Here is a 17,124-nt window from a genome sequence, read left to right on the forward strand (position 1 = left end):
GCCCCCGCCGGGGGTACCCGGCTCACGGCGGTTGCGTCGACGAAGGGACGGCCATCGATGCGGTTCACCCCACGGGGTACCCGGTTCTTCGACCTGCTCACGGACGCGGCGAGAAACCTGGTGACCGCCACCGCGGTGCTGCGCGAGCTCGTCGCCGCCGAGCCCGGTGAGCGGGAGCCGCTCGCGAAGCGCCTGCACGAGGTCGAGCACCACGGCGACGAGCTGATGCACACGATCATGGTGGAGCTCAACAGCTCGTTCGTGACGCCGTTCGACCGCGAGGACATCCAGGCGCTGGCCGGGAAGATCGACGACGTGCTCGACTTCATGGACACCGCGGCGGACCTGGCGGTGCTCTACCGCATCGACGCGTTCCCGCCGGGCACGGACCTGCTGGTCCGGGTGCTGTGCCGGTGCGCCGAGCTGACCGCGAACTCGATGCCCGGCCTGGCGAAGGTGGGCGATCTCGAGCCGTACTGGATCGAGATCAACGAGCTGGAGAACGAGGCCGACCGCGTCTACCGGCGCGTGCTGGCCCACCTGTTCGAACCCGGCGGGGACGCCCTGGAGGTGCTGAAGACCAAGGAGGTCGTCGAGCAGTTCGAGCTCGCGGCCGACGCGTTCGAGCACGTCGCCGACGTGGTGCAGACCATCGCCGTCAAGGAGTCCTGAGTGACGGGCACGGCCGCCCTGGTCGTCGTGATCGTCCTGACGCTGTTCTTCGACTACACCAACGGGTTCCACGACGCGGCGAACGCGATCGCGAGCGCGGTCTCGACGCGGGCGTTGACGCTGCGCGCGGCGCTGCTGCTGGCGGCGGTGATGAACCTGGCGGGCGCGCTGCTGTCGACGGGCATCGCCGCGACGGTGGCGAAGGGCATCATCGACGTCCCGGCCGGCCCGGACGCGCTGACGGTGGTGTTCGCCGCGCTCGCCGGGGCGATCACCTGGAACCTGGTCACCTGGTATTTCGGGCTGCCGTCGTCGTCCTCGCACTCGCTGATCGGCGGGATGGTCGGCGCCGCGCTGGCGGCCGCGAGCACCGTGCACTGGGCCGGGATCGCCGAGAAGGTGCTGATCCCGATGGTGGCCTCGCCGCTGCTCGGGCTCGGGCTGGGCTACGCGGCGATGGTGGCGGCGCTGTGGCTGCTGCGCCGCGCCAACCCGCACCGCAGCGGCCGGGTGTTCCGCCGGTTCCAGATCCTTTCGGCGTCGGCGCTCGCGCTGGGCCACGGGCTGCAGGACGCCCAGAAGGGCATGGGCGTGATCGTCCTGGCGCTGGTGGCGGCCGGCGAGCAGACGACGTTCGCGGTGCCGCTGTGGGTGACCCTGCTGTGCGCGGCGGCCTTGTCGCTGGGCACCTATTCGGGCGGCCTGCGGATCATGCGCACGCTGGGGCGGCGGGTGTTCCCGCTGGACCCGCCGCACGGGTTCGTGGCGGAGTCGGTGGCCTCGTCGGTCCTGTACGTGACGGCGTTCGCGGTGAAGGCCCCGATCTCGACGACCCACGTGATCACGGCGGCGATCATGGGGGTGGGCGCGACCCGGCGGTTGTCGGCGGTGCGGTGGGGGATCGCCCGGGACATCGTGCTGGGCTGGGTGCTGACGTTCCCGGCGGCGGCCGCCGTGGCGGCGGCGGTGTACCTGGTGGCGGACGCCCTGACCTGACCCGCGTTTGCCACTTCCTCCCGCGGGAAACCGGGCCCCAAGAGCCCGTACGCGGAAAGGGAGAGCCATGAAGGCAGTGACCTGGCACGGCAAGCGCGACGTCCGCGTCGAGGAGGTACCGGACCCCAAGATCGAGGAGTCCACCGACGCCGTCGTCCGCGTCACCTCGACCGGGATCTGCGGTTCCGACCTGCACCTGTACGAAGTGCTGGGCGCGTTCATGACCGAAGGCGACATCCTCGGCCACGAGCCGATGGGGATCGTCGAAGAGGTCGGGGACGCCGTCACCGGCATCAAGCCCGGTGACCGCGTCGTCATCCCGTTCAACATCTCCTGCGGCCACTGCTGGATGTGCGAACGCGGCCTGCAGTCGCAGTGCGAGACCACCCAGGTCACCGAGTACGGCAAAGGCGCGTCGCTGCTGGGCTACACCAAGCTCTACGGCCAGGTCCCCGGCGGCCAGGCCGAGTACCTGCGCGTCCCGCAAGCGCAGTACGGCCCGATCAAGGTGCCCGAGGGCCCGCCGGACGAGCGGTTCGTCTACCTCTCCGACGTCGTCCCGACCGCGTGGCAGGCCGTCGAGTACGCGAACATCCCGAAGGACGGCACCGTCGTCGTCTTCGGGCTCGGGCCGATCGGGCAGATGAGCTGCCGGATCGCGCGGCACCGCGGCGCGGCCCAGGTGATCGGCGTCGACCTCGTGCCCGAACGGCTCGCCCGCGCCCGCGAGCACGGCGCCACCGTGCTCGACACCCGCGACCACAAGGACATCGGCGACAGCATCCGGCAGCTGACGAACGGCCGCGGCGCGGACTCCGTCATCGACGCCGTCGGCATGGAGGCCCACGGCGCTCCGGTCGGCAAGCTCGCGCACACCCTCGTCGGCCTGCTGCCGCAGCCGCTGGGCGAGAAGATCACCGAGAAGGCCGGCATCGACCGCCTGAGCGTGCTCTACGCCGCGATCGACGCCGTCCGCCGCGGCGGCACCCTCTCGCTGTCCGGTGTCTACGGCGGCATGGTCGACCCGATGCCGATGATGGAGCTGTTCGACAAGCAGGTGCAGCTGCGGATGGGCCAGGCCAACGTCCGGCACTGGCTCGACGCCATCATGCCGGTGCTCACCGGCGACGGCGACCCGCTCGGCGTCGAGGGCTTCGCCACCCACAAGCTGCCCCTGGCCGACGCGCCCCGCGCGTACGAGATCTTCCAGAAGAAGCTCGACGGCGCGCAGAAGATCCTGCTGCAGCCGCACGCGTAGACTCCCGGGAGGGAACTGACTCTTGCGAGCCGTCACCTCGCTGCCGTACGAAATCACCACCGAGGACCACGTCCGGATCCCGGCGTCCGACGGGACCGTGCTGTCCGCCCGCATCTGGCGGCCGGTCTCGTCGGACACCGAGCCCGTTCCGGCGATCCTCGAGTACATCCCGTACCGCAAGCGCGACCTGACCGCGCCGCGGGACTCGATCCACCACCCCTACCTCGCCGGCCACGGTTACGCGTGCGTGCGGGTGGACATCCGCGGCACCGGCGAGTCCGGGGGCGTGCTGGCCGACGAGTACCTCGAGCGGGAGCAGCTCGACGCCGAGGACGTCCTGGAGTGGATCGCCGCGCAGCCGTGGTGCACCGGCGACACCGGGATGATGGGGATTTCCTGGGGCGCGTTCGCCGCTCTCCAGGTCGCGGCGCGGAAACCGCCGAGCCTGCGCGCGATCGTGATCTCCTCGTTCACCGACGACCGGTTCGCCGACGACATGCACTACATGGGCGGCTGCCTGCTGTCGGACAACGTCGCCGAGTCGGGCACCATGTTCTCCTACGCGACGCTGCCGCCCGACCCGGCGGTCGTCGGCGAGCGGTGGCGCGAGATGTGGCTGGAGCGGCTGGAGAACTGCAGCCTGTGGATCGAAAACTGGCTCGGCCACCAGCGGCGCGACGACTACTGGCGGCACGCCTCGGTGTCGGAGAACTACAGCGACGTCGGAGTCCCGGTGCTCGCCTCCAGCGGCTGGGCCGACGGCTACTCCAACGCCGTCATCCGGCTGCTCGCCCACCTCGACGTCCCGCGGCGCGGGCTGATCGGGCCGTGGTCGCACAAGTACCCGCACCTCGGCGAGCCGGGCCCCGCCATCGGCTACCTCCAGGAAGTCGTGACGTGGTGGGACCACTGGCTGCGCGGTGCCGAGAACGAAGCCATGGACGGGCCGATGCTGCGGACGTGGATGCAGGAGAGCGTCCCGCCGTCGACGTCGTACGAGGACCGGCCCGGCCGGTGGGTGGGCGAGGCCTCCTGGCCGTCGCCGCACGTGAAGCCGCAGGAGCTGCCGCTGGCCCGGCACCGGCTGGCCCACCCGGACGAGACCGTGGAAGACGAAGCACTGACGGTGTCCTCGCCGCTGTCGGTCGGGCAGTTCTCCGGCAAGTGGGCGTCCTACAGCGCCCCGCCGGACCTGCCCTACGACCAGCGCGAAGAGGACGGCGGCTCGCTGGTCTTCGACACCGACGTGCTCACCGGGCGGTGCGAGATCCTCGGCTCGCCGAAGGTGCGGCTGGAGGTGTCGGCGGACCAGCCGGTGGCGATGATCGCGGCCCGGCTGTCCGACGTCGCTCCGGACGGGCGTGCCACCCGCGTCACCTACGGCCTGCTCAACCTGACCCACCGGGACGGCCACGACGAGCCGGCGCCGATGCAGCCGGGGCAGCGGTGCGCGGTCGAGATCGAGCTGAACGCCGTCGCGCAGGCTTTCCCGGCGGGGCACCGGATCCGGCTGTCGCTGTCCACTTCGTACTGGCCGCTGGCGTGGCCGCCGCCGAAACCGGTGCTGCTGAGTGTCCACACCGGACACAGCGCGCTGGAGCTGCCGGTGCGGCCGGTCGCCGAGCCGGACGAGCTGCCCGCCCGGCCGTTCGGCGAACCCGAAGGCGCGCCGCCGATCTCCGTCACGCCGGTGAAGCCCCGGGAGCAGCGCTGGACTGTCTCGCGTGACCTCGTCGACTACCATTCCGCGCTGGACATCGTGAAGGACGAAGGCACCGTGCGCTTCGACGACCTCGACCTCGAGGTCACCCGCGACGTCCGCGAGCGCTACAGCTGGGAAGCCGACGACTTCTGCTCGCCGGTCGCGGAGACCGAGTGGCACGTCACGTTCGCCCGCGGCGAGTGGCTGGCGCGCAGCGAGACCCGCACCCGGGTGTCCTGCACCGACACCGAGTTCGTGATCGACGCTCAGCTCGACGGCTACGACGGCGCGCGCCGGATCGTCTCCCGGAACTGGCACCGGCGGATCCCGCGTGACCTGGTCTAGTTTCACCGGCGCGTGACGGGGTACGCACTGCGTGTGCGGATCGTGATCACCGGGGCCACCGGAAACGTCGGAACGGCGCTGCTGGCCGCCCTCGACCCCGCCCACGACGTCGTCGGCTTGGCGCGCCGGCTGCCCGACACCACGGCCGAGCCGTACCGCCGGGCGGGCTGGCGTGCCGCCGACCTCGGGGTGCGGGGCGCCGAGCAGGAACTGACGCGGCTGTTCGACGGTGCCGACGCCGTCGTCCACCTCGCGTGGGCCATCTCGCCGGTGCGCGGCGACCCGCCGATGTGGCGCACCAACGACCACGGCACCCGGCACTTCCTCGCCGCGGCCGCGGCCGCCGGGGTGCCGCACCTGGTCGTCGCCTCGTCGGTCGCCGCCTACGGGCCGGCGCCGCGCTGGGAAAAGGTACCCGAAACCCATGCGTGCACCGGCATCGCGCACAGCGCGTACAGCCGGGGAAAGGCCGCGCTGGAGGCCCTGCTCGACCGGTTCGGGGAGCGGCACCCCGAGGTGCCGGTGGCCCGGCTCCGGCCGTGCGCGATCGTCCACCGGCGCGCGGCGGGGGAGTTCGCGCGCTGGCTGCTCGACCCGGTCGTGCCCGCGCGGATCGTCGGCGGGCGGAGGCTGCCGGTTCCGCTGTGGACCGGGTTGCGCGCCCAGGCGGTGCACACCGCCGACGTCGCCGAAGCGGTCCAGCTGATCCTCGAGCGCCGGTTCGCCGGCGCGGTCAACCTCGCCGCGCCCGAAGTGCTCGACTCCGACGCGCTGGCCGAAGTCCTGGGCGGACGGCGGATCCCGGTCCCGAAGCCGGTGGCGCAGGTCGCCGTCCGGGCGGCGTGGGCGGGCGGCGTGCTGCCGGTGCACCCGGGCTGGCTGGAACTCGCCGACCGCGCGGCGCTCGCGGACACGACGCTGGCGGAGACCGCGCTGGGCTGGCAACCTCGGTACGACGCCGCGTCCGCGGTCGCCGAGCTGGTCGCCGGGCTCCGGTCGGGCGAGGGGGCGGCGAGCCCGCCCCTGGCCCCGCCGCGCCGCGGCGGGGTGGTGTCCAGGCTGCGCTCGCTCACGCGGGTGGGGCCGAGTCACCAGTCGCAAGCCTGAACGGGAGGCCGCCAGTGCGCACCGAAGCCGTCGACGCCGTGGTGATCGGCGCCGGCCACAACGGACTGGTGGCGGCGAACCTGCTGGCCGACGCGGGCTGGTCGGTGCTCGTGCTGGAGGCGACCGAGCACGTGGGCGGCGCGGTCCGCACCGCCGAGGTCACCGAGCCGGGCTTCCGCAACGACCTGTTCAGCGCGTTCTACCCGCTCTCCGCCGTGTCACCGGTGCTCCGGGGCCTGAAGCTGGAAGAGCACGGCCTGCGCTGGCGGTACGCCCCCGACGTCCTCGCGCACGTCCTGCCCGACGACCGGTGCGCCGTGCTGTCGCGTGACCTCGACCGCACGGCCGCGTCGGCCGACGAGTTCGCCCCGGGCGACGGCGACGCGTGGCGGCGGCTGTTCGAGCAGTGGCGGGAGATCCGCGAGCCGCTGCTGAACGCGCTGTTCACGCCCTTCCCGCCGGTCCGCCCGGCGCTGAAGCTGCTGCGGCGCACCGGAACCGGCGACGCGCTGCGCCTGGCGCGGATGCTGACGCTGCCGGCGCGCCGGTTCGGCGACGAGCTGTTCGCCGGCGAAGGCGCGAAGCTGCTCGTGGCGGGCAATTCCGCGCACAGCGACCTGTCCGTGGACAACGCGGGCAGCGCGGTCTTCGGCTGGCTGCTGGCGATGATCGGCCAGGACGCGGGCTTCCCGGTGCCCGAAGGCGGGGCGGGGGAGCTGATCGCGGCCCTGGTGCGCCGGCTGGAGGCCAGGGGCGGACAGGTCCACTGTGGACGTCCGGTGCGCGAGGTCCTCGTCGGCGACGGCCGGGCGCTCGGCGTCCGGGACGGCTCCGGGGTCGCGGTGCGGGCGCACCGGGCCGTCCTCGCCGACGTGCCCGCGCCGGTGCTGTACCGCAAGCTCGTCGGGGAGGAGTGGTTGCCGTCGCGGCTGCTCGAGGACCTCGGCAAGTTCGAATGGGACAGCGCCACGGTGAAGGTGGACTGGGCGCTGTCCGGCCCGATCCCGTGGACGGCCGAAGCCGCGCGCGGCGCCGGCACGATCCACCTCGGGACGGACCTGGACGGGCTCTCGGCGTTCGGCGGCGAACTCGCCCGCGGCCGGACCCCGCGCCGCCCGTTCCTGTTGCTGGGCCAGATGACCACGACCGATCCGACGCGCTCGCCGGCGGGCACGGAGGCGGCCTGGGCGTACACGCACGTGCCGCGCGGGACGATGGAGAACCGCGCGGCGCTGGAGCGGCGGGCCAAGCGCATCGAGGAGACCGTCGAGGCGAACGCGCCGGGGTTCATCGGCCTGATCAAGGCGCGGTACGTGCAGGGGCCCGCCGAGCTGGCCGACCACAACCCGGGCCTGGTCGGCGGCGCGATCAACGCGGGGACGACGGCGATCCACCAGCAGCTGTTCTTCCGCCCGGTCCCGGGAACCGGCCGCGCGGACACCCCGGTGGACCGGCTGTACCTGGCGGGCGCGTCGGCGCACCCGGGCGGCGCGGTCCACGGCGGACCCGGCGCGAACGCGGCCAAGGCGGCGCTGGCGCGGTCGGGTGTCCTGGGCGGCGGGTACGCGGCGGTGATCCGGGCGGCCCACCGGGCGATCTACGGCTGAGAGCCGCCGTCCCGCGCCGTATTTCGCTTGTGGCCCCACCCTGCTTGCCGCATACTCGGCCGCCGATGCCGGGACCTGCGGAAACGGAGCTTCGTGGTCGACGTGATCATCGCCGGGTGCGGGCCGGCCGGCGCGATGCTGGCCGCCGAACTGCGGCTGCACGACGTGCGGGTCCTCGTGCTGGAACGGGAGCCCGCGCCCGCGTCGTCGTTCGTGCGCATCGTGAGCCTGCACGTGCGCAGCCTCGAACTCATGGCCATGCGCGGGCTCCTCGACCGCCTGCTCGAACACGGGCGGCGGCGTCCCGTCGGCGGCGTCTTCGCCGGCCTTCCCGGGCCCGCGGCCGAGGGGTACCAGCTGGGCATCCCGCAGCCGGTCGTCGACCGACTGCTCGGCGACCACGCGGCCGGGCTGGGCGCGGAAATCCGCCGCGGGTGCGCGGTCACCGGGTTCGAGCAGGACGACGACGGCGTGACCGTCGAACTGGCCGGCGGCGAGCGGCTGCGGTCGCGCTACCTCGTCGGCTGTGACGGCGCGCGCAGCACCGTCCGCAAAGTCCTCGGTGTCGGCTTCCCGGGCGAGCCCGCGCGGACCTTCACGCTCATGGGCGAGCTGGAAGCCGGTGCGCCGCCCGGGGAGATCGCCGCCAAGGTCGCCGAAGTCCGCGAGAAGACCCGATCGCTCGACTTCCGGCCCTTCGGCGAACGCGTCTACCGCGTCGTGGTCCCGGAACCGGAGGTGGGTGCGGACCCGCCGGACGTCGAAGACTTCCGGCGAGCGCTGCGCGCCGTCGCCGGAACGGACTTCGGGGTGCACTCCCCGCGGTGGACGTCCCGTTTCGGCGACGCCACCCGGCTGGTGGAGCGGTACCGGACCGGGCGCGTGCTGCTGGCGGGCGACGCCGCGCACATCCACCCGCCGGCCGGTGGGCAGGGCCTGAACCTGGGCGTGCAGGACGCGGTCAACCTCGGCTGGAAGCTCGCCGCGCAGGTGCGCGGCTGGGCGCCGGGCTCTCTGCTGGACACCTACCACGCCGAACGCCACCCGGTCGCCGCGGACGTGCTGGCCACCACCCGCGCCCAGGTGGAGCTGCAGTCCGACGGGCCGGGACCGCGGGCGGTGCGCGCGCTGCTCGCCGAACTGACGGACTTCCCCGGCGTGCACCGCCACCTCATCGAGAAGATCACCGCGACCGGCATCCGCTACGACTTCGGCGCGGTCGCGGACCCGGTCGGCCGCCGCCTGCGCGACGTCGACCTGGAGCGGGGCCGCCTCTACGACCGGCTGCGCGGCGGCCGCGGTCTGGTGCTCGACCGCACCGGGCGGCTGAGCGCCGGGGGCTGGGCGGACCGGGTCGACGTCATCGCGGATCCCACGGCGGCTGTGGACGGGCCGGCGCTGCTGCTGCGCCCCGACGGGTACGTCGCGTGGATCGGCGAGGACCAGCCGGAGCTGGATGCCGCGCTGACCCGCTGGTTCGGCGAGCCCGCCGGCTGATCACGGCCGGGGGTGGCCGCTCTGCGCGCGGGCGTGCTTGCCCGTCGCCAGATCCGCCAGCCGCGCCAGGGATTCGGTGTTCCGGGGCTTGATCAGCAGCGCCTGCACGGCCGCCGGCAGCACCTTGCCCGGCCCGCGGACGATGTGCTCGGTCATCCGGACCAGCGTGCCGCCCTCGCCGTGCGGCACGAGCGTCAACCCGACGGCGGCGGCGCCGAGCGGCCAGCCGCGGGCCTCCAGGGCCAGCGAAAGACCCGGCTCGACCGCCGTCACGACCGTCTCGTCCTGGATGTGCACCGGCCACGGGCCGACGCTGTGGTGGATCCGCGAGCCCACCGCGGGCCAGTCCTGGTCGACGTCGCGGATGTGCGAGCTCCCGACCACCCAGCCGGCGTAGAGCCAGCCGTCGGCGAGGACGTCGAACACGGCGTCGGGGGGTACGTCGATCACGCGGCTGACCTCGGGCACGGCTTCCTCCTGCTGGTCGGGACGAAAGAGGAGTACCCCGTCGCGGACGGGGTATGCCCAGCGCCGACGCAGGAGGTGGCGGATGGCAGCCGGACGACGGAAAGCGCCCGAAGGCCCGGGCGAGCTGGACAAGCGGACGTGGGGCGGGGTGCTCAAACGCACCTTCAAGCAGTTCGGCCGCGACAACCTGACCGACTGGGCGGCGGCGCTCACCTACTACGGCGTGCTGTCGCTGTTCCCCGGCATCATCGTGCTCACGGCGATCCTCGGCCTGCTGGGCCCGACCGCGATCCAGACGGTGATCGACAACATCAACCAGGTGGTTCCGGGGCAGGGCAAGGACATCCTCGTCGGCGCGATCCGGGAGCTGGCCGGTTCGCGCGGCCTGGCCGGGCCGCTGGCGATCCTCGGCCTGCTCGGCGCGCTGTGGTCGGCGTCCGGCTATATCGGGGCGTTCATGCGCGCGTCGAACGCGATCTACGGCATGCCGGAGGGGCGGCCGATCTGGAAGACGGTCCCGCTGCGGATCGCGCTGACCGTCGGCATCGTGGTGCTGCTGGCGGCGTGCGCGCTGGGCGTGGTGGCGACGGGTTCGGTGGCCCGCCGGATCGGCGACCTGATCGGGCTCGGCTCGACGGGTGTGCTGGTGTGGGAGATCGCCAAGTGGCCGGTGATCGCGCTGCTCGTCAGCCTGGCGTTCGCGCTGCTGTACTGGGTGGGGCCGAACGTGCGGCTGCCGGGGTTCAAGTGGCTGACGCCGGGCGGGCTGCTGGCGGTGTTGCTGTGGGTGCTGGCGTCGGCCGGGTTCGCGTTGTACGTGGCGAATTTCGGGTCGTACAACAAGACCTACGGTTCGCTGGCCGGGGTGATCGTGTTCCTTGTATGGTTGTGGATCTCGAACGTCGCGGTGCTGCTGGGGGCGGAGCTCGACGCCGAGCTGGCCCGCGGGCGCGCGATCGAGGCGGGCCGCGAGGACGACCAGGCGGAGCCGTTCCTGCCCCCACGTGACACCAAGGCGATGGACGAGGACGAAGCCGCGGACGTGGTGAAGGAAACCGAACGGAGCTGAGTGGATGGCCTGCCGGATCACGGAACTGGTGCTGGACTGCCGCGACCCGGACCGGCTGGCGGAGTTCTGGTGCGCGGTGCTCGGCTACGAGGTGATCGGCCACGAGCCGGACGGCCTCGAGCTGGGCCCGCCGGGCGGCCGGTTCGGTGCGGGGCCGCCGACGCTGATCCTGGCGCAGACCGAGAATCCCCGCCGGGGGAAACTGCCGTTGCACCTGGACGTGAGCCCGGCGGGGACGGACCAGGAGACGGAGCTGGCCCGGTTGCTGGCGCTGGGCGCCCGGCGGGCGGACGTGGGGCAGGACGGCAGTGAGTCCTGGGAGGTGCTGCAGGACCCGGAGGGCAACGAGTTCTGCTTGCTGCGCAAGGACGTGGGGGAGGCCGTGGGGTGAGCCGCCGGGGTCGATCGACTCGCGCGGGAACGTCTCCCTGTCCGCCCGACCAGCCCTACGAGAGGCTTCAGCCGTCCGCGGCGCAGCGGCGCCACCGGACCTGATCGCCGGCCGGGTCGGCGTGCCAGACCGCGGTCTCCTCGGATTCCCAGGTCGGCACCAACCGGCCGGTCACGACCCGCCCGCGGGCGACCTGTCCGAACAGCTCGACCCCGTCCGCTCGGCGGGCCGCCGGGATCCACGCCGGGAACCTCGTCCGCGGCAGCTTGCGTTCGACCCACTCCCGTGCCGAGCCCTCGCTGCCGTGCTCGGACTCCACGATCCTCGACACCGGCCCGTCGCCGCCGACCGTCAGGCCGATCGACGCGCGCCAGCGCACGGGGGAAGCGTCGGGGTTCATCGGTCCCAGGTTCCCGGACGAGCGGGGCCGCGGGCCAGTACACGGACGGGTGGATCGACGCTCACTCACCGTGTCTCCTGTCACTCGCCGGGGTTACCGCGTCCCGAGGGTTCCCCGCCTTGGTGATCTTCAATCACGCGCGGCCGAGCAGCCGCGCGCACGCTTTCTCCAGCACTGCCCGCGCGTCGTCGCCGTCGAGCTTGGCCGCGCGCTTCAGTGCCGCCGAGATCGTGCGCTCGTCGCGGTACGCCTCCACCAGCCGAGGGTCCACATAGGACGCCCGGCACACCGCCGGGGTGTTGCCGAGCGCCTTCGAGACCTCCTTCATCACCCCGGACTCCGCGCGCTTGGCCGCGGCCTTCGACGCGGGCGCCTCCGCCGTCGCGAACGCGGCGGCCGCCAGCACCGTCGCGTTCCACGTCCGCAGGTCCTTGGCCGTGCAGTCCTCGCCGGCCAGCTCCTTGAACCGCTCGTTGACGTCGGCCGCGTGCACCTCGTGCCAGGTCCGGCCTTCGCGGTAGACCAGCAGCCGGTCGCTGCCGGACCTGCTGCGGAGCAGCGACTTCACCACCGAAGCCAGCGCGGCGTCGCGGATCGCGACCTCGCGGTCGAGGCCGCCCTTGGCGACGTAGCGGAACCGGCACTCGTCCCCGCGGACCGACGCGTGCGAGCGCAGGAGCGTCGCCACGCCGTGGGTGCCGTTTTCCTCCGCGTACTCCTCGCCGCCGGTGCGGAAGATGCCCCGGTCGAGCATCCGCAGCGCCGCCGCGAGCACCCGCTTCCGGGTGAGGCCGGACCCGGCCAGGTCCTCCTCGACCGACGCGCGCCACGACGGCAGCCGGCGGGCCATCGCCAGCACGCGGTCGTGCTTCTCCTCGTCGCGGTCCCGGCGCCACTGCTCGTGGTAGAGGTACTGGCGCCGGCCGGCGTCGTCGGTGCCGACGGCCTGGACGTGCCCGTTCGGGTGCGGGCAGATCCACACGTTCCGCCAGGCGGGCGGGATGACCAGGCCCTTGATCCGGTCGAGCAGCTCCGGGTCGGTGACCGGCGAGCCATCGGGCATGGCGTAGGAGAAGCCCCGGCCGCGGCGGATCCGCCGGATGCCGGGGCCGCGCAGGTCACTGCGGCGGAGTCGGGTGCGTCCCATCGCCGCCAGATACCCGCCCGGCGCACCGGGAAACCATGATTGCCCGGCGGTGGGCGGGGTACGCCGAGGGGAAGCCAACCGGAAGGGAGTGGTCGCATGACCGCCGCCACCAGGCCGCTGGCCGTCGTCACGGGCGCCTCCAGCGGTATCGGGCTCGAGCTGGCGAAGCAGTTCGCCCGGCACGACTTCGACCTCGTGCTCGCCGCCGAAGACGCCGAGCTGGCCGACGAGGTCCGCGCCTGCGGCGCCCAGGTCGAAGCGGTCCGGACCGACCTCGCCGCCGCGGAGGGGGTCGAGGAGCTCGTCCGGCACCTCGAGGGCCGCCCGGTGGAGGCACTGGCGGTCAACGCCGGGGTCGGCATCAACGGCGAGTTCGCCGGCGACACCCTGCTGGAGGACCAGCTGACGGTCGTCGACCTCAACGTGCGCTCGGCCGTGCACCTCACCAAGCGGGTCGTGCCCGGCATGGTCGGCCGCGGCCACGGCCGGGTGCTGTTCACCTCCTCGATCGCGGGCACGTCCCCGGCGCCCTACCAGGCGGTCTACGCCGCTTCGAAGGCGTTTCTGACGTCGTTCTCCGAAGGCCTGCGGGCCGAGGTGAAGGACAAGGGCGTCACCGTGACGGCGATGCTGCCCGGCCCGGTCGACACGGAGTTCTTCGAACGCGCGGACATGGAAGACACCAAGATCGCCGCGGGGGACAAGGACTCGCCCGCCGAGATCGCCGAGGCCGGCTACGAGGCCCTCATGAACGGCGAGGACAAGATCGTGCCCGGCGCCGCGAAGAACAAGATCCAGTCGGCCGCCGCCCGGGTGCTGCCGGACCGGGCCAAGGCGAAGCAGCAGGGCAAGATGATGAAGCCCGGATCGGCGGACGGATGAGCGTCCTCAAGGAGAAGGCGAAGCAGGTCCAGCGCGGCTACGCCGGTGACGCCGACCGCCCGCTGGCCGGGTACCTCGGGGTGCTGGGCGCCTACGGCACCCTCGTCGGCGGGCTGACCGCGCTGGGCCGCGTCCTCGGCAAGCGGCTGCCCGGCCGGTTCGGCGCCGCCGACACGGTGCTGCTGGGCACGGCGACCTTCAAGGCCAGCCGGCTGCTGGCGAAGGACGCCGTGACGAGCCCGCTGCGCGCGCCGTTCACCCGCTACGAAGAGCCGGCCGGCGACGACGAGCTGAACGAGTCCGTCCCCGCGAAGGGCCACGTCGGGCACGCGGTGGGCGAGCTGCTGACGTGCCCGTTCTGCCTGAACGTGTGGGTCGGCACCGGGCTCGCGGCGGGCCTGGTGATCGCGCCCCGCCCGACGCGCCTGGCAGCGACGGTCCTGACGGCCGTCGGCCTCGCCGACGCACTGCACCTGCTCTACGACGCCGGCAAGAAGCTCGCCTCCTGAGCTCGCCCGGCACCACCTCTGCCGGTGGTGGCGCGCCCGCCGCTCCGCGGACCGGTGATCCCGGCAGCGTCTCCTTGCCCCGGCTTGATCATCCGCGCGCTGCCCGCGAAGACGCCACCGTAGCGGTCGCGTTCACGCGGGGCCGCGGCGCAGCGGGCGGACCGCGGGTCCCTGCACGACCTCACCGTCGACGCCGAACCGCGAGCCGTGGCACGGGCAGTCCCAGGTCTTCTCCGCGTCGTTGAACGAGACCAGGCAGCCCAGGTGCGTGCAGTGCGCGCCGACGGTGTGCAGCTGGCCGGCCTCGTCGCGGTGCGCGGCGACGAGTTCGCCGCCGACCCGGACGACCTCGGCGTCCCCGGGTGCGAGGTCGTCGAGCTTCTCCGACCGCCACAGCGCCGCCACGTGGTCGCCGATCAGGTACTTCGCGACGGTCAGGTTGTCCTCGGCCACGCCCAGCACCGAGCGGGCGTCGAAGCGGTTGGGGTCGAACAGGTCCGCGGCCGGGTGCGGCTCGCCGAGGATCCGCGCGGCGAGCACGTGGCCCGCGGCGGTGCCGCCGGTCATGCCCCACTGGCCGAACCCGGTGGCCACCCACAGGTGCTTCGTCCCCGGCAGGTACCGCCCGACGTACGGCAGCAAATCCACAGTGGACATGTCGTGCGCGGACCAGCGGTGCGTCACCCGGTGCAGACCCGCGTGCGCGTCCGCCCAGTCCGCGAGCCGCCGGTACCGGCGCTCGACGTGCACGTGCGCCCCGACGCGGTAGTGCTCGCCGCCGGCGATCACCATCGGCGTGCCGTCGCGTGCGTACCCGCGCACGGAGTGGTGCGTGTCGGCGTCGAGGAACATGCCTTCGGGCGGGGCGTTCCCGGCTGCCGGGCCGGCGACGACCAGGTCGCGGACCGGCTCGAGCCGCGCGAAGTACAGGCCGCGGTCGAGCACCGGGTAGTGGGTCGCGACGACGACCTCGCCCGCCACGACGTCCCCGCGCGAGGTCCGGACGGTCTGCCCGTTCAGCGCGGTCGCCCGCGCGTTCTCGACGACCGTGCCGCCCGCGCGCTCGACCTCGGCGGCCAGCCCGAGCAGCCACCGGCGCGGGTGGAAGTGGGCCTGCCCGGTGGTCCGGACGGCGCCGAGCGCGGGCACGTCGAGGGCGATGTCGGTGGTGAACGAGGCGGCCAGGCCCGCCGCGGCGGCGGCGTCCGCTTCGCTCTTGAGCGAGTCGACGGTCTTCTCCAGCGTGGTGTAGACGTAGCTGTCCGCGCGGGTGAAGCCACAGTCGATGCCGAGGTCGGCGGCGGTGGCGGCGATCCATTCGAGGGCCGCGGTCTGCGTCCTGGCGTAGATCCGCGCCGCTTTCTCCCCGTGCCGGGACGTCAGGTCCGCGTACTTGGCCCCGTGCTGGGCGCTGACCTTCGCGGTGGTGTGGCCGGACACCCCGGCCGCGACGCGTTCCGCTTCGAGCACCACGACCGAGCGGCCGCCGCGGGCGAGCAGCAGGGCGGTGGTGAGGCCGGCGATGCCCGCGCCCAGCACCGCGACGTCGGCCGACTCCGGGACCGGCACGCCGGTGCGGTCCGGCGCGGGGGCGGTCTCGACCCAGAGCGAAAGCGGTTCGGGCAATGCGGTCATGCGCGCGGGTTTCCCCTTCGCGGCACGCCGAAACTCGGCCGGCCGGACCGTTTCGGCCCGGGAGCGCCGGGTAGGCCACCGGACATGAGTACGAACATCTTCGTGGTCGGGCTGGACGAAGAGAACCAGCGCGTCCTGCAGAGACTGCCGTGGGCCGGGACGTACGACTTCCACGGCCTGCTGACTCCCGAGGAACTGCAGCACGGCGACATCGACTTCGAGGCGCTGCTGAAGACGGCGCAGCACCAGCTGGACGCCTTCGACGGCGACGTCGGCGCGATCGTCACCTACTGGGACTTCCCGGCGGCGACGCTCGTGCCGATCCTGTGCGCCCGGTACGGCCTCCCGAGCCTGTCGCTGGAGGCGGTGCTCAAGTGCGAGCACAAGTACTGGAGCCGGCTGGAGCAGCGCAAGGTGATCGACGAGCTGCCGAACTTCGGCATCGTCGACCTCGACGACGAGCACCCGGCGCCGCCCCGCGGCGTGGGTTTCCCGATGTGGCTCAAGCCGGTCAAGTCGTTCTCCTCCGAACTCGCGTTCAAGGCCGGGGACGAGGCCGAGTTCGCCGACGCGGTCGCCGAAATCCGGGCCGGCGTCGGCCGGGTCGGCGAACCGTTCGGGTACGTGCTCGACCAGGTGCGGCTGCCGCCGGAGATCGCCGAGGTGGGCGGGGCGGCTTGCCTGGCCGAAGAGGCCCTGCACGGCGTCCAGGCGGCCGTGGAGGGCTACGTCTACCACGGCGAAGTCGTCGTCTACGGCGCCCTCGACTCGATCAACTACCCGGACAGCTCGTCGTTCCTGCGCCACCAGTACCCGTCGCAGCTCGGCGAGGAGCCCGTGCGGCGGATGCGCGAGGTGGCCGAGCGCGTGATGAAGCAGATCGGCTACGACAACGGCACCTTCAGCATCGAATTCTTCTGCGACCCCGAATCGGGGCAGGTGTGCCTGCTGGAGATCAACCCGCGGCACTCGCAGTCGCACGCCGAGCTGTTCGAGTTCGTCGACGGCGTCGCCAACCACGAGATCATGGTGCGCCTGGGCCTCGGCCAGGATCCCGGCCGCCGGGCCGGCAAGGGCAAGTACCAGATCGCCGGGAAGTGGTACCTGCGCCGCTTCGAGGACGGTGTCGCCACGCGCGTGCCGACCCCGGAAGAGGTCGCGGCGATCGAGGACCGGATCGACGGCACGCAGATCGAGATCGTGCCCGAGGCCGGGCAGCGGCTTTCGGAGCTGCCGGAACAGGACAGCTACAGCTTCGAGCTGGCGCAGCTGTTCGTGGCGGCGCACACCGAGCACGAGCTGACGCAGAAGTACCAGGCGTGCGTGGACGCCTTGCGGTTCGAGTTCGACGAAGGGTGACGATCACGTTTCGACCGGCCGTGGGTGGGCTATCCGCCGGGCGTCCCCAGGTCTACCGTGGTGGTCGAGGAGGTGGTCAC

At 72.9% G+C, this 17,124-nt stretch carries 16 protein-coding genes; 12 read left to right on the plus strand and 4 right to left on the minus strand.

The window, feature by feature from the left end:
* Nucleotides 1-57 precede the first annotated feature (57 nt).
* The 7 genes from ACWEVP_RS32570 to ACWEVP_RS32600 all read left to right on the plus strand — a co-directional run bounded on the left by ACWEVP_RS32570 (nt 58) and on the right by ACWEVP_RS32600 (nt 9,184).
* A complete protein-coding gene (locus ACWEVP_RS32570) occupies nt 58-672 on the plus strand; it encodes a DUF47 domain-containing protein (protein WP_452066389.1) in 615 nt (204 codons plus the stop codon).
* Nucleotides 673-1,668 (plus strand): anion permease, encoded by a 996-nt coding sequence (locus tag ACWEVP_RS32575; protein ID WP_452066390.1) that lies wholly within the window; start codon nt 673-675, stop codon nt 1,666-1,668. It abuts the gene before it with no gap.
* Nucleotides 1,669-1,735: 67 nt separating this feature from the next.
* Nucleotides 1,736-2,926, plus strand: coding sequence for a zinc-dependent alcohol dehydrogenase (locus ACWEVP_RS32580; RefSeq protein ID WP_452066391.1), 1,191 nt, complete (start codon nt 1,736-1,738; stop codon nt 2,924-2,926).
* 22 nt (nt 2,927-2,948) lie between these two features.
* On the plus strand, nt 2,949-4,973 hold the full coding sequence (locus ACWEVP_RS32585) for a CocE/NonD family hydrolase (RefSeq protein WP_452066392.1): 2,025 nt from the start codon (nt 2,949-2,951) through the stop codon (nt 4,971-4,973).
* Between the two features lie 33 nt (nt 4,974-5,006).
* Nucleotides 5,007-6,080: an NAD-dependent epimerase/dehydratase family protein gene (locus ACWEVP_RS32590; protein ID WP_452066567.1), complete on the plus strand. Its 1,074-nt coding sequence runs from the start codon at nt 5,007-5,009 to the stop codon at nt 6,078-6,080.
* 14 nt (nt 6,081-6,094) lie between these two features.
* Nucleotides 6,095-7,687: a phytoene desaturase family protein gene (locus ACWEVP_RS32595; RefSeq protein WP_452066393.1), complete on the plus strand. Its 1,593-nt coding sequence runs from the start codon at nt 6,095-6,097 to the stop codon at nt 7,685-7,687.
* Nucleotides 7,688-7,780: 93 nt separating this feature from the next.
* Nucleotides 7,781-9,184: an FAD-dependent monooxygenase gene (locus ACWEVP_RS32600; protein ID WP_452066394.1), complete on the plus strand. Its 1,404-nt coding sequence runs from the start codon at nt 7,781-7,783 to the stop codon at nt 9,182-9,184.
* On the opposite strand, the gene ACWEVP_RS32605 is transcribed toward ACWEVP_RS32600, so the two are convergent.
* Nucleotides 9,185-9,652: an SRPBCC family protein gene (locus ACWEVP_RS32605; RefSeq protein WP_452066395.1), complete on the minus strand. Its 468-nt coding sequence runs from the start codon at nt 9,650-9,652 to the stop codon at nt 9,185-9,187.
* Between the two features lie 82 nt (nt 9,653-9,734).
* Here ACWEVP_RS32605 and ACWEVP_RS32610 point away from each other — a divergent pair, with 82 nt between their 5' ends.
* Both ACWEVP_RS32610 and ACWEVP_RS32615 read left to right on the plus strand, forming a co-directional pair.
* Complete coding sequence (locus tag ACWEVP_RS32610) at nt 9,735-10,721, plus strand: YihY/virulence factor BrkB family protein (protein ID WP_452066396.1); 987 nt, start codon at nt 9,735-9,737, stop codon at nt 10,719-10,721.
* A gap of 4 nt (nt 10,722-10,725) precedes the next feature.
* Complete coding sequence (locus ACWEVP_RS32615) at nt 10,726-11,112, plus strand: VOC family protein (RefSeq protein ID WP_452066397.1); 387 nt, start codon at nt 10,726-10,728, stop codon at nt 11,110-11,112.
* Nucleotides 11,113-11,179: 67 nt separating this feature from the next.
* On the opposite strand, the gene ACWEVP_RS32620 is transcribed toward ACWEVP_RS32615, so the two are convergent.
* Both ACWEVP_RS32620 and ACWEVP_RS32625 read right to left on the minus strand, forming a co-directional pair.
* Complete coding sequence (locus ACWEVP_RS32620) at nt 11,180-11,512, minus strand: hypothetical protein (protein WP_452066398.1); 333 nt, start codon at nt 11,510-11,512, stop codon at nt 11,180-11,182.
* A 133-nt stretch (nt 11,513-11,645) separates the two neighbouring features.
* On the minus strand, nt 11,646-12,659 hold the full coding sequence (locus ACWEVP_RS32625; RefSeq protein ID WP_452066399.1) for a DNA topoisomerase IB: 1,014 nt from the start codon (nt 12,657-12,659) through the stop codon (nt 11,646-11,648).
* A gap of 96 nt (nt 12,660-12,755) precedes the next feature.
* Between ACWEVP_RS32625 and ACWEVP_RS32630 the strand changes: the two genes are divergently transcribed.
* Together ACWEVP_RS32630 and ACWEVP_RS32635 are read left to right on the plus strand one after the other, a co-directional pair.
* The gene (locus ACWEVP_RS32630; RefSeq protein WP_452066400.1) at nt 12,756-13,541 is read left to right on the plus strand and encodes an SDR family NAD(P)-dependent oxidoreductase; all 786 of its coding nucleotides are present in this window, start codon (nt 12,756-12,758) and stop codon (nt 13,539-13,541) included.
* A complete protein-coding gene (locus ACWEVP_RS32635; RefSeq protein WP_452066401.1) occupies nt 13,538-14,050 on the plus strand; it encodes a DUF1360 domain-containing protein in 513 nt (170 codons plus the stop codon). The genes ACWEVP_RS32630 and ACWEVP_RS32635 overlap by 4 nt, the downstream gene beginning before the upstream one ends.
* A 132-nt stretch (nt 14,051-14,182) precedes the next feature.
* Here the strand turns inward: ACWEVP_RS32635 and ACWEVP_RS32640 are convergent, their stop codons facing one another.
* The gene (locus ACWEVP_RS32640) at nt 14,183-15,685 is read right to left on the minus strand and encodes an FAD-dependent oxidoreductase (RefSeq protein ID WP_452066402.1); all 1,503 of its coding nucleotides are present in this window, start codon (nt 15,683-15,685) and stop codon (nt 14,183-14,185) included.
* A gap of 84 nt (nt 15,686-15,769) precedes the next feature.
* Between ACWEVP_RS32640 and ACWEVP_RS32645 the strand changes: the two genes are divergently transcribed.
* Nucleotides 15,770-17,044, plus strand: a complete 1,275-nt coding sequence (locus ACWEVP_RS32645; protein ID WP_452066403.1) for an ATP-grasp domain-containing protein — start codon at nt 15,770-15,772, stop codon at nt 17,042-17,044.
* The last annotated feature ends 80 nt before the right edge of the window (nt 17,045-17,124 follow it).

The sequence above is a fragment of the Amycolatopsis sp. NPDC003865 genome (genome assembly GCF_053605345.1).

Bases quoted from the DNA above. Each gene is read 5' to 3' on its own strand.
- ACWEVP_RS32570 (WP_452066389.1), top strand. From the start codon at position 58: ATGCGGTTCACCCCACGGGGTACCCGGTTCTTCGACCTGCTCACGGAC.
- ACWEVP_RS32580 (WP_452066391.1), top strand. From the start codon at position 1,736: ATGAAGGCAGTGACCTGGCACGGCAAGCGCGACGTCCGCGTCGAGGAG.
- ACWEVP_RS32610 (WP_452066396.1), top strand. From the start codon at position 9,735: ATGGCAGCCGGACGACGGAAAGCGCCCGAAGGCCCGGGCGAGCTGGAC.
- ACWEVP_RS32615 (WP_452066397.1), top strand. From the start codon at position 10,726: ATGGCCTGCCGGATCACGGAACTGGTGCTGGACTGCCGCGACCCGGAC.
- ACWEVP_RS32620 (WP_452066398.1), bottom strand. From the start codon at position 11,512: ATGAACCCCGACGCTTCCCCCGTGCGCTGGCGCGCGTCGATCGGCCTG.
- ACWEVP_RS32625 (WP_452066399.1), bottom strand. From the start codon at position 12,659: ATGGGACGCACCCGACTCCGCCGCAGTGACCTGCGCGGCCCCGGCATC.
- ACWEVP_RS32630 (WP_452066400.1), top strand. From the start codon at position 12,756: ATGACCGCCGCCACCAGGCCGCTGGCCGTCGTCACGGGCGCCTCCAGC.
- ACWEVP_RS32635 (WP_452066401.1), top strand. From the start codon at position 13,538: ATGAGCGTCCTCAAGGAGAAGGCGAAGCAGGTCCAGCGCGGCTACGCC.
- ACWEVP_RS32640 (WP_452066402.1), bottom strand. From the start codon at position 15,685: ATGACCGCATTGCCCGAACCGCTTTCGCTCTGGGTCGAGACCGCCCCC.
- ACWEVP_RS32645 (WP_452066403.1), top strand. From the start codon at position 15,770: ATGAGTACGAACATCTTCGTGGTCGGGCTGGACGAAGAGAACCAGCGC.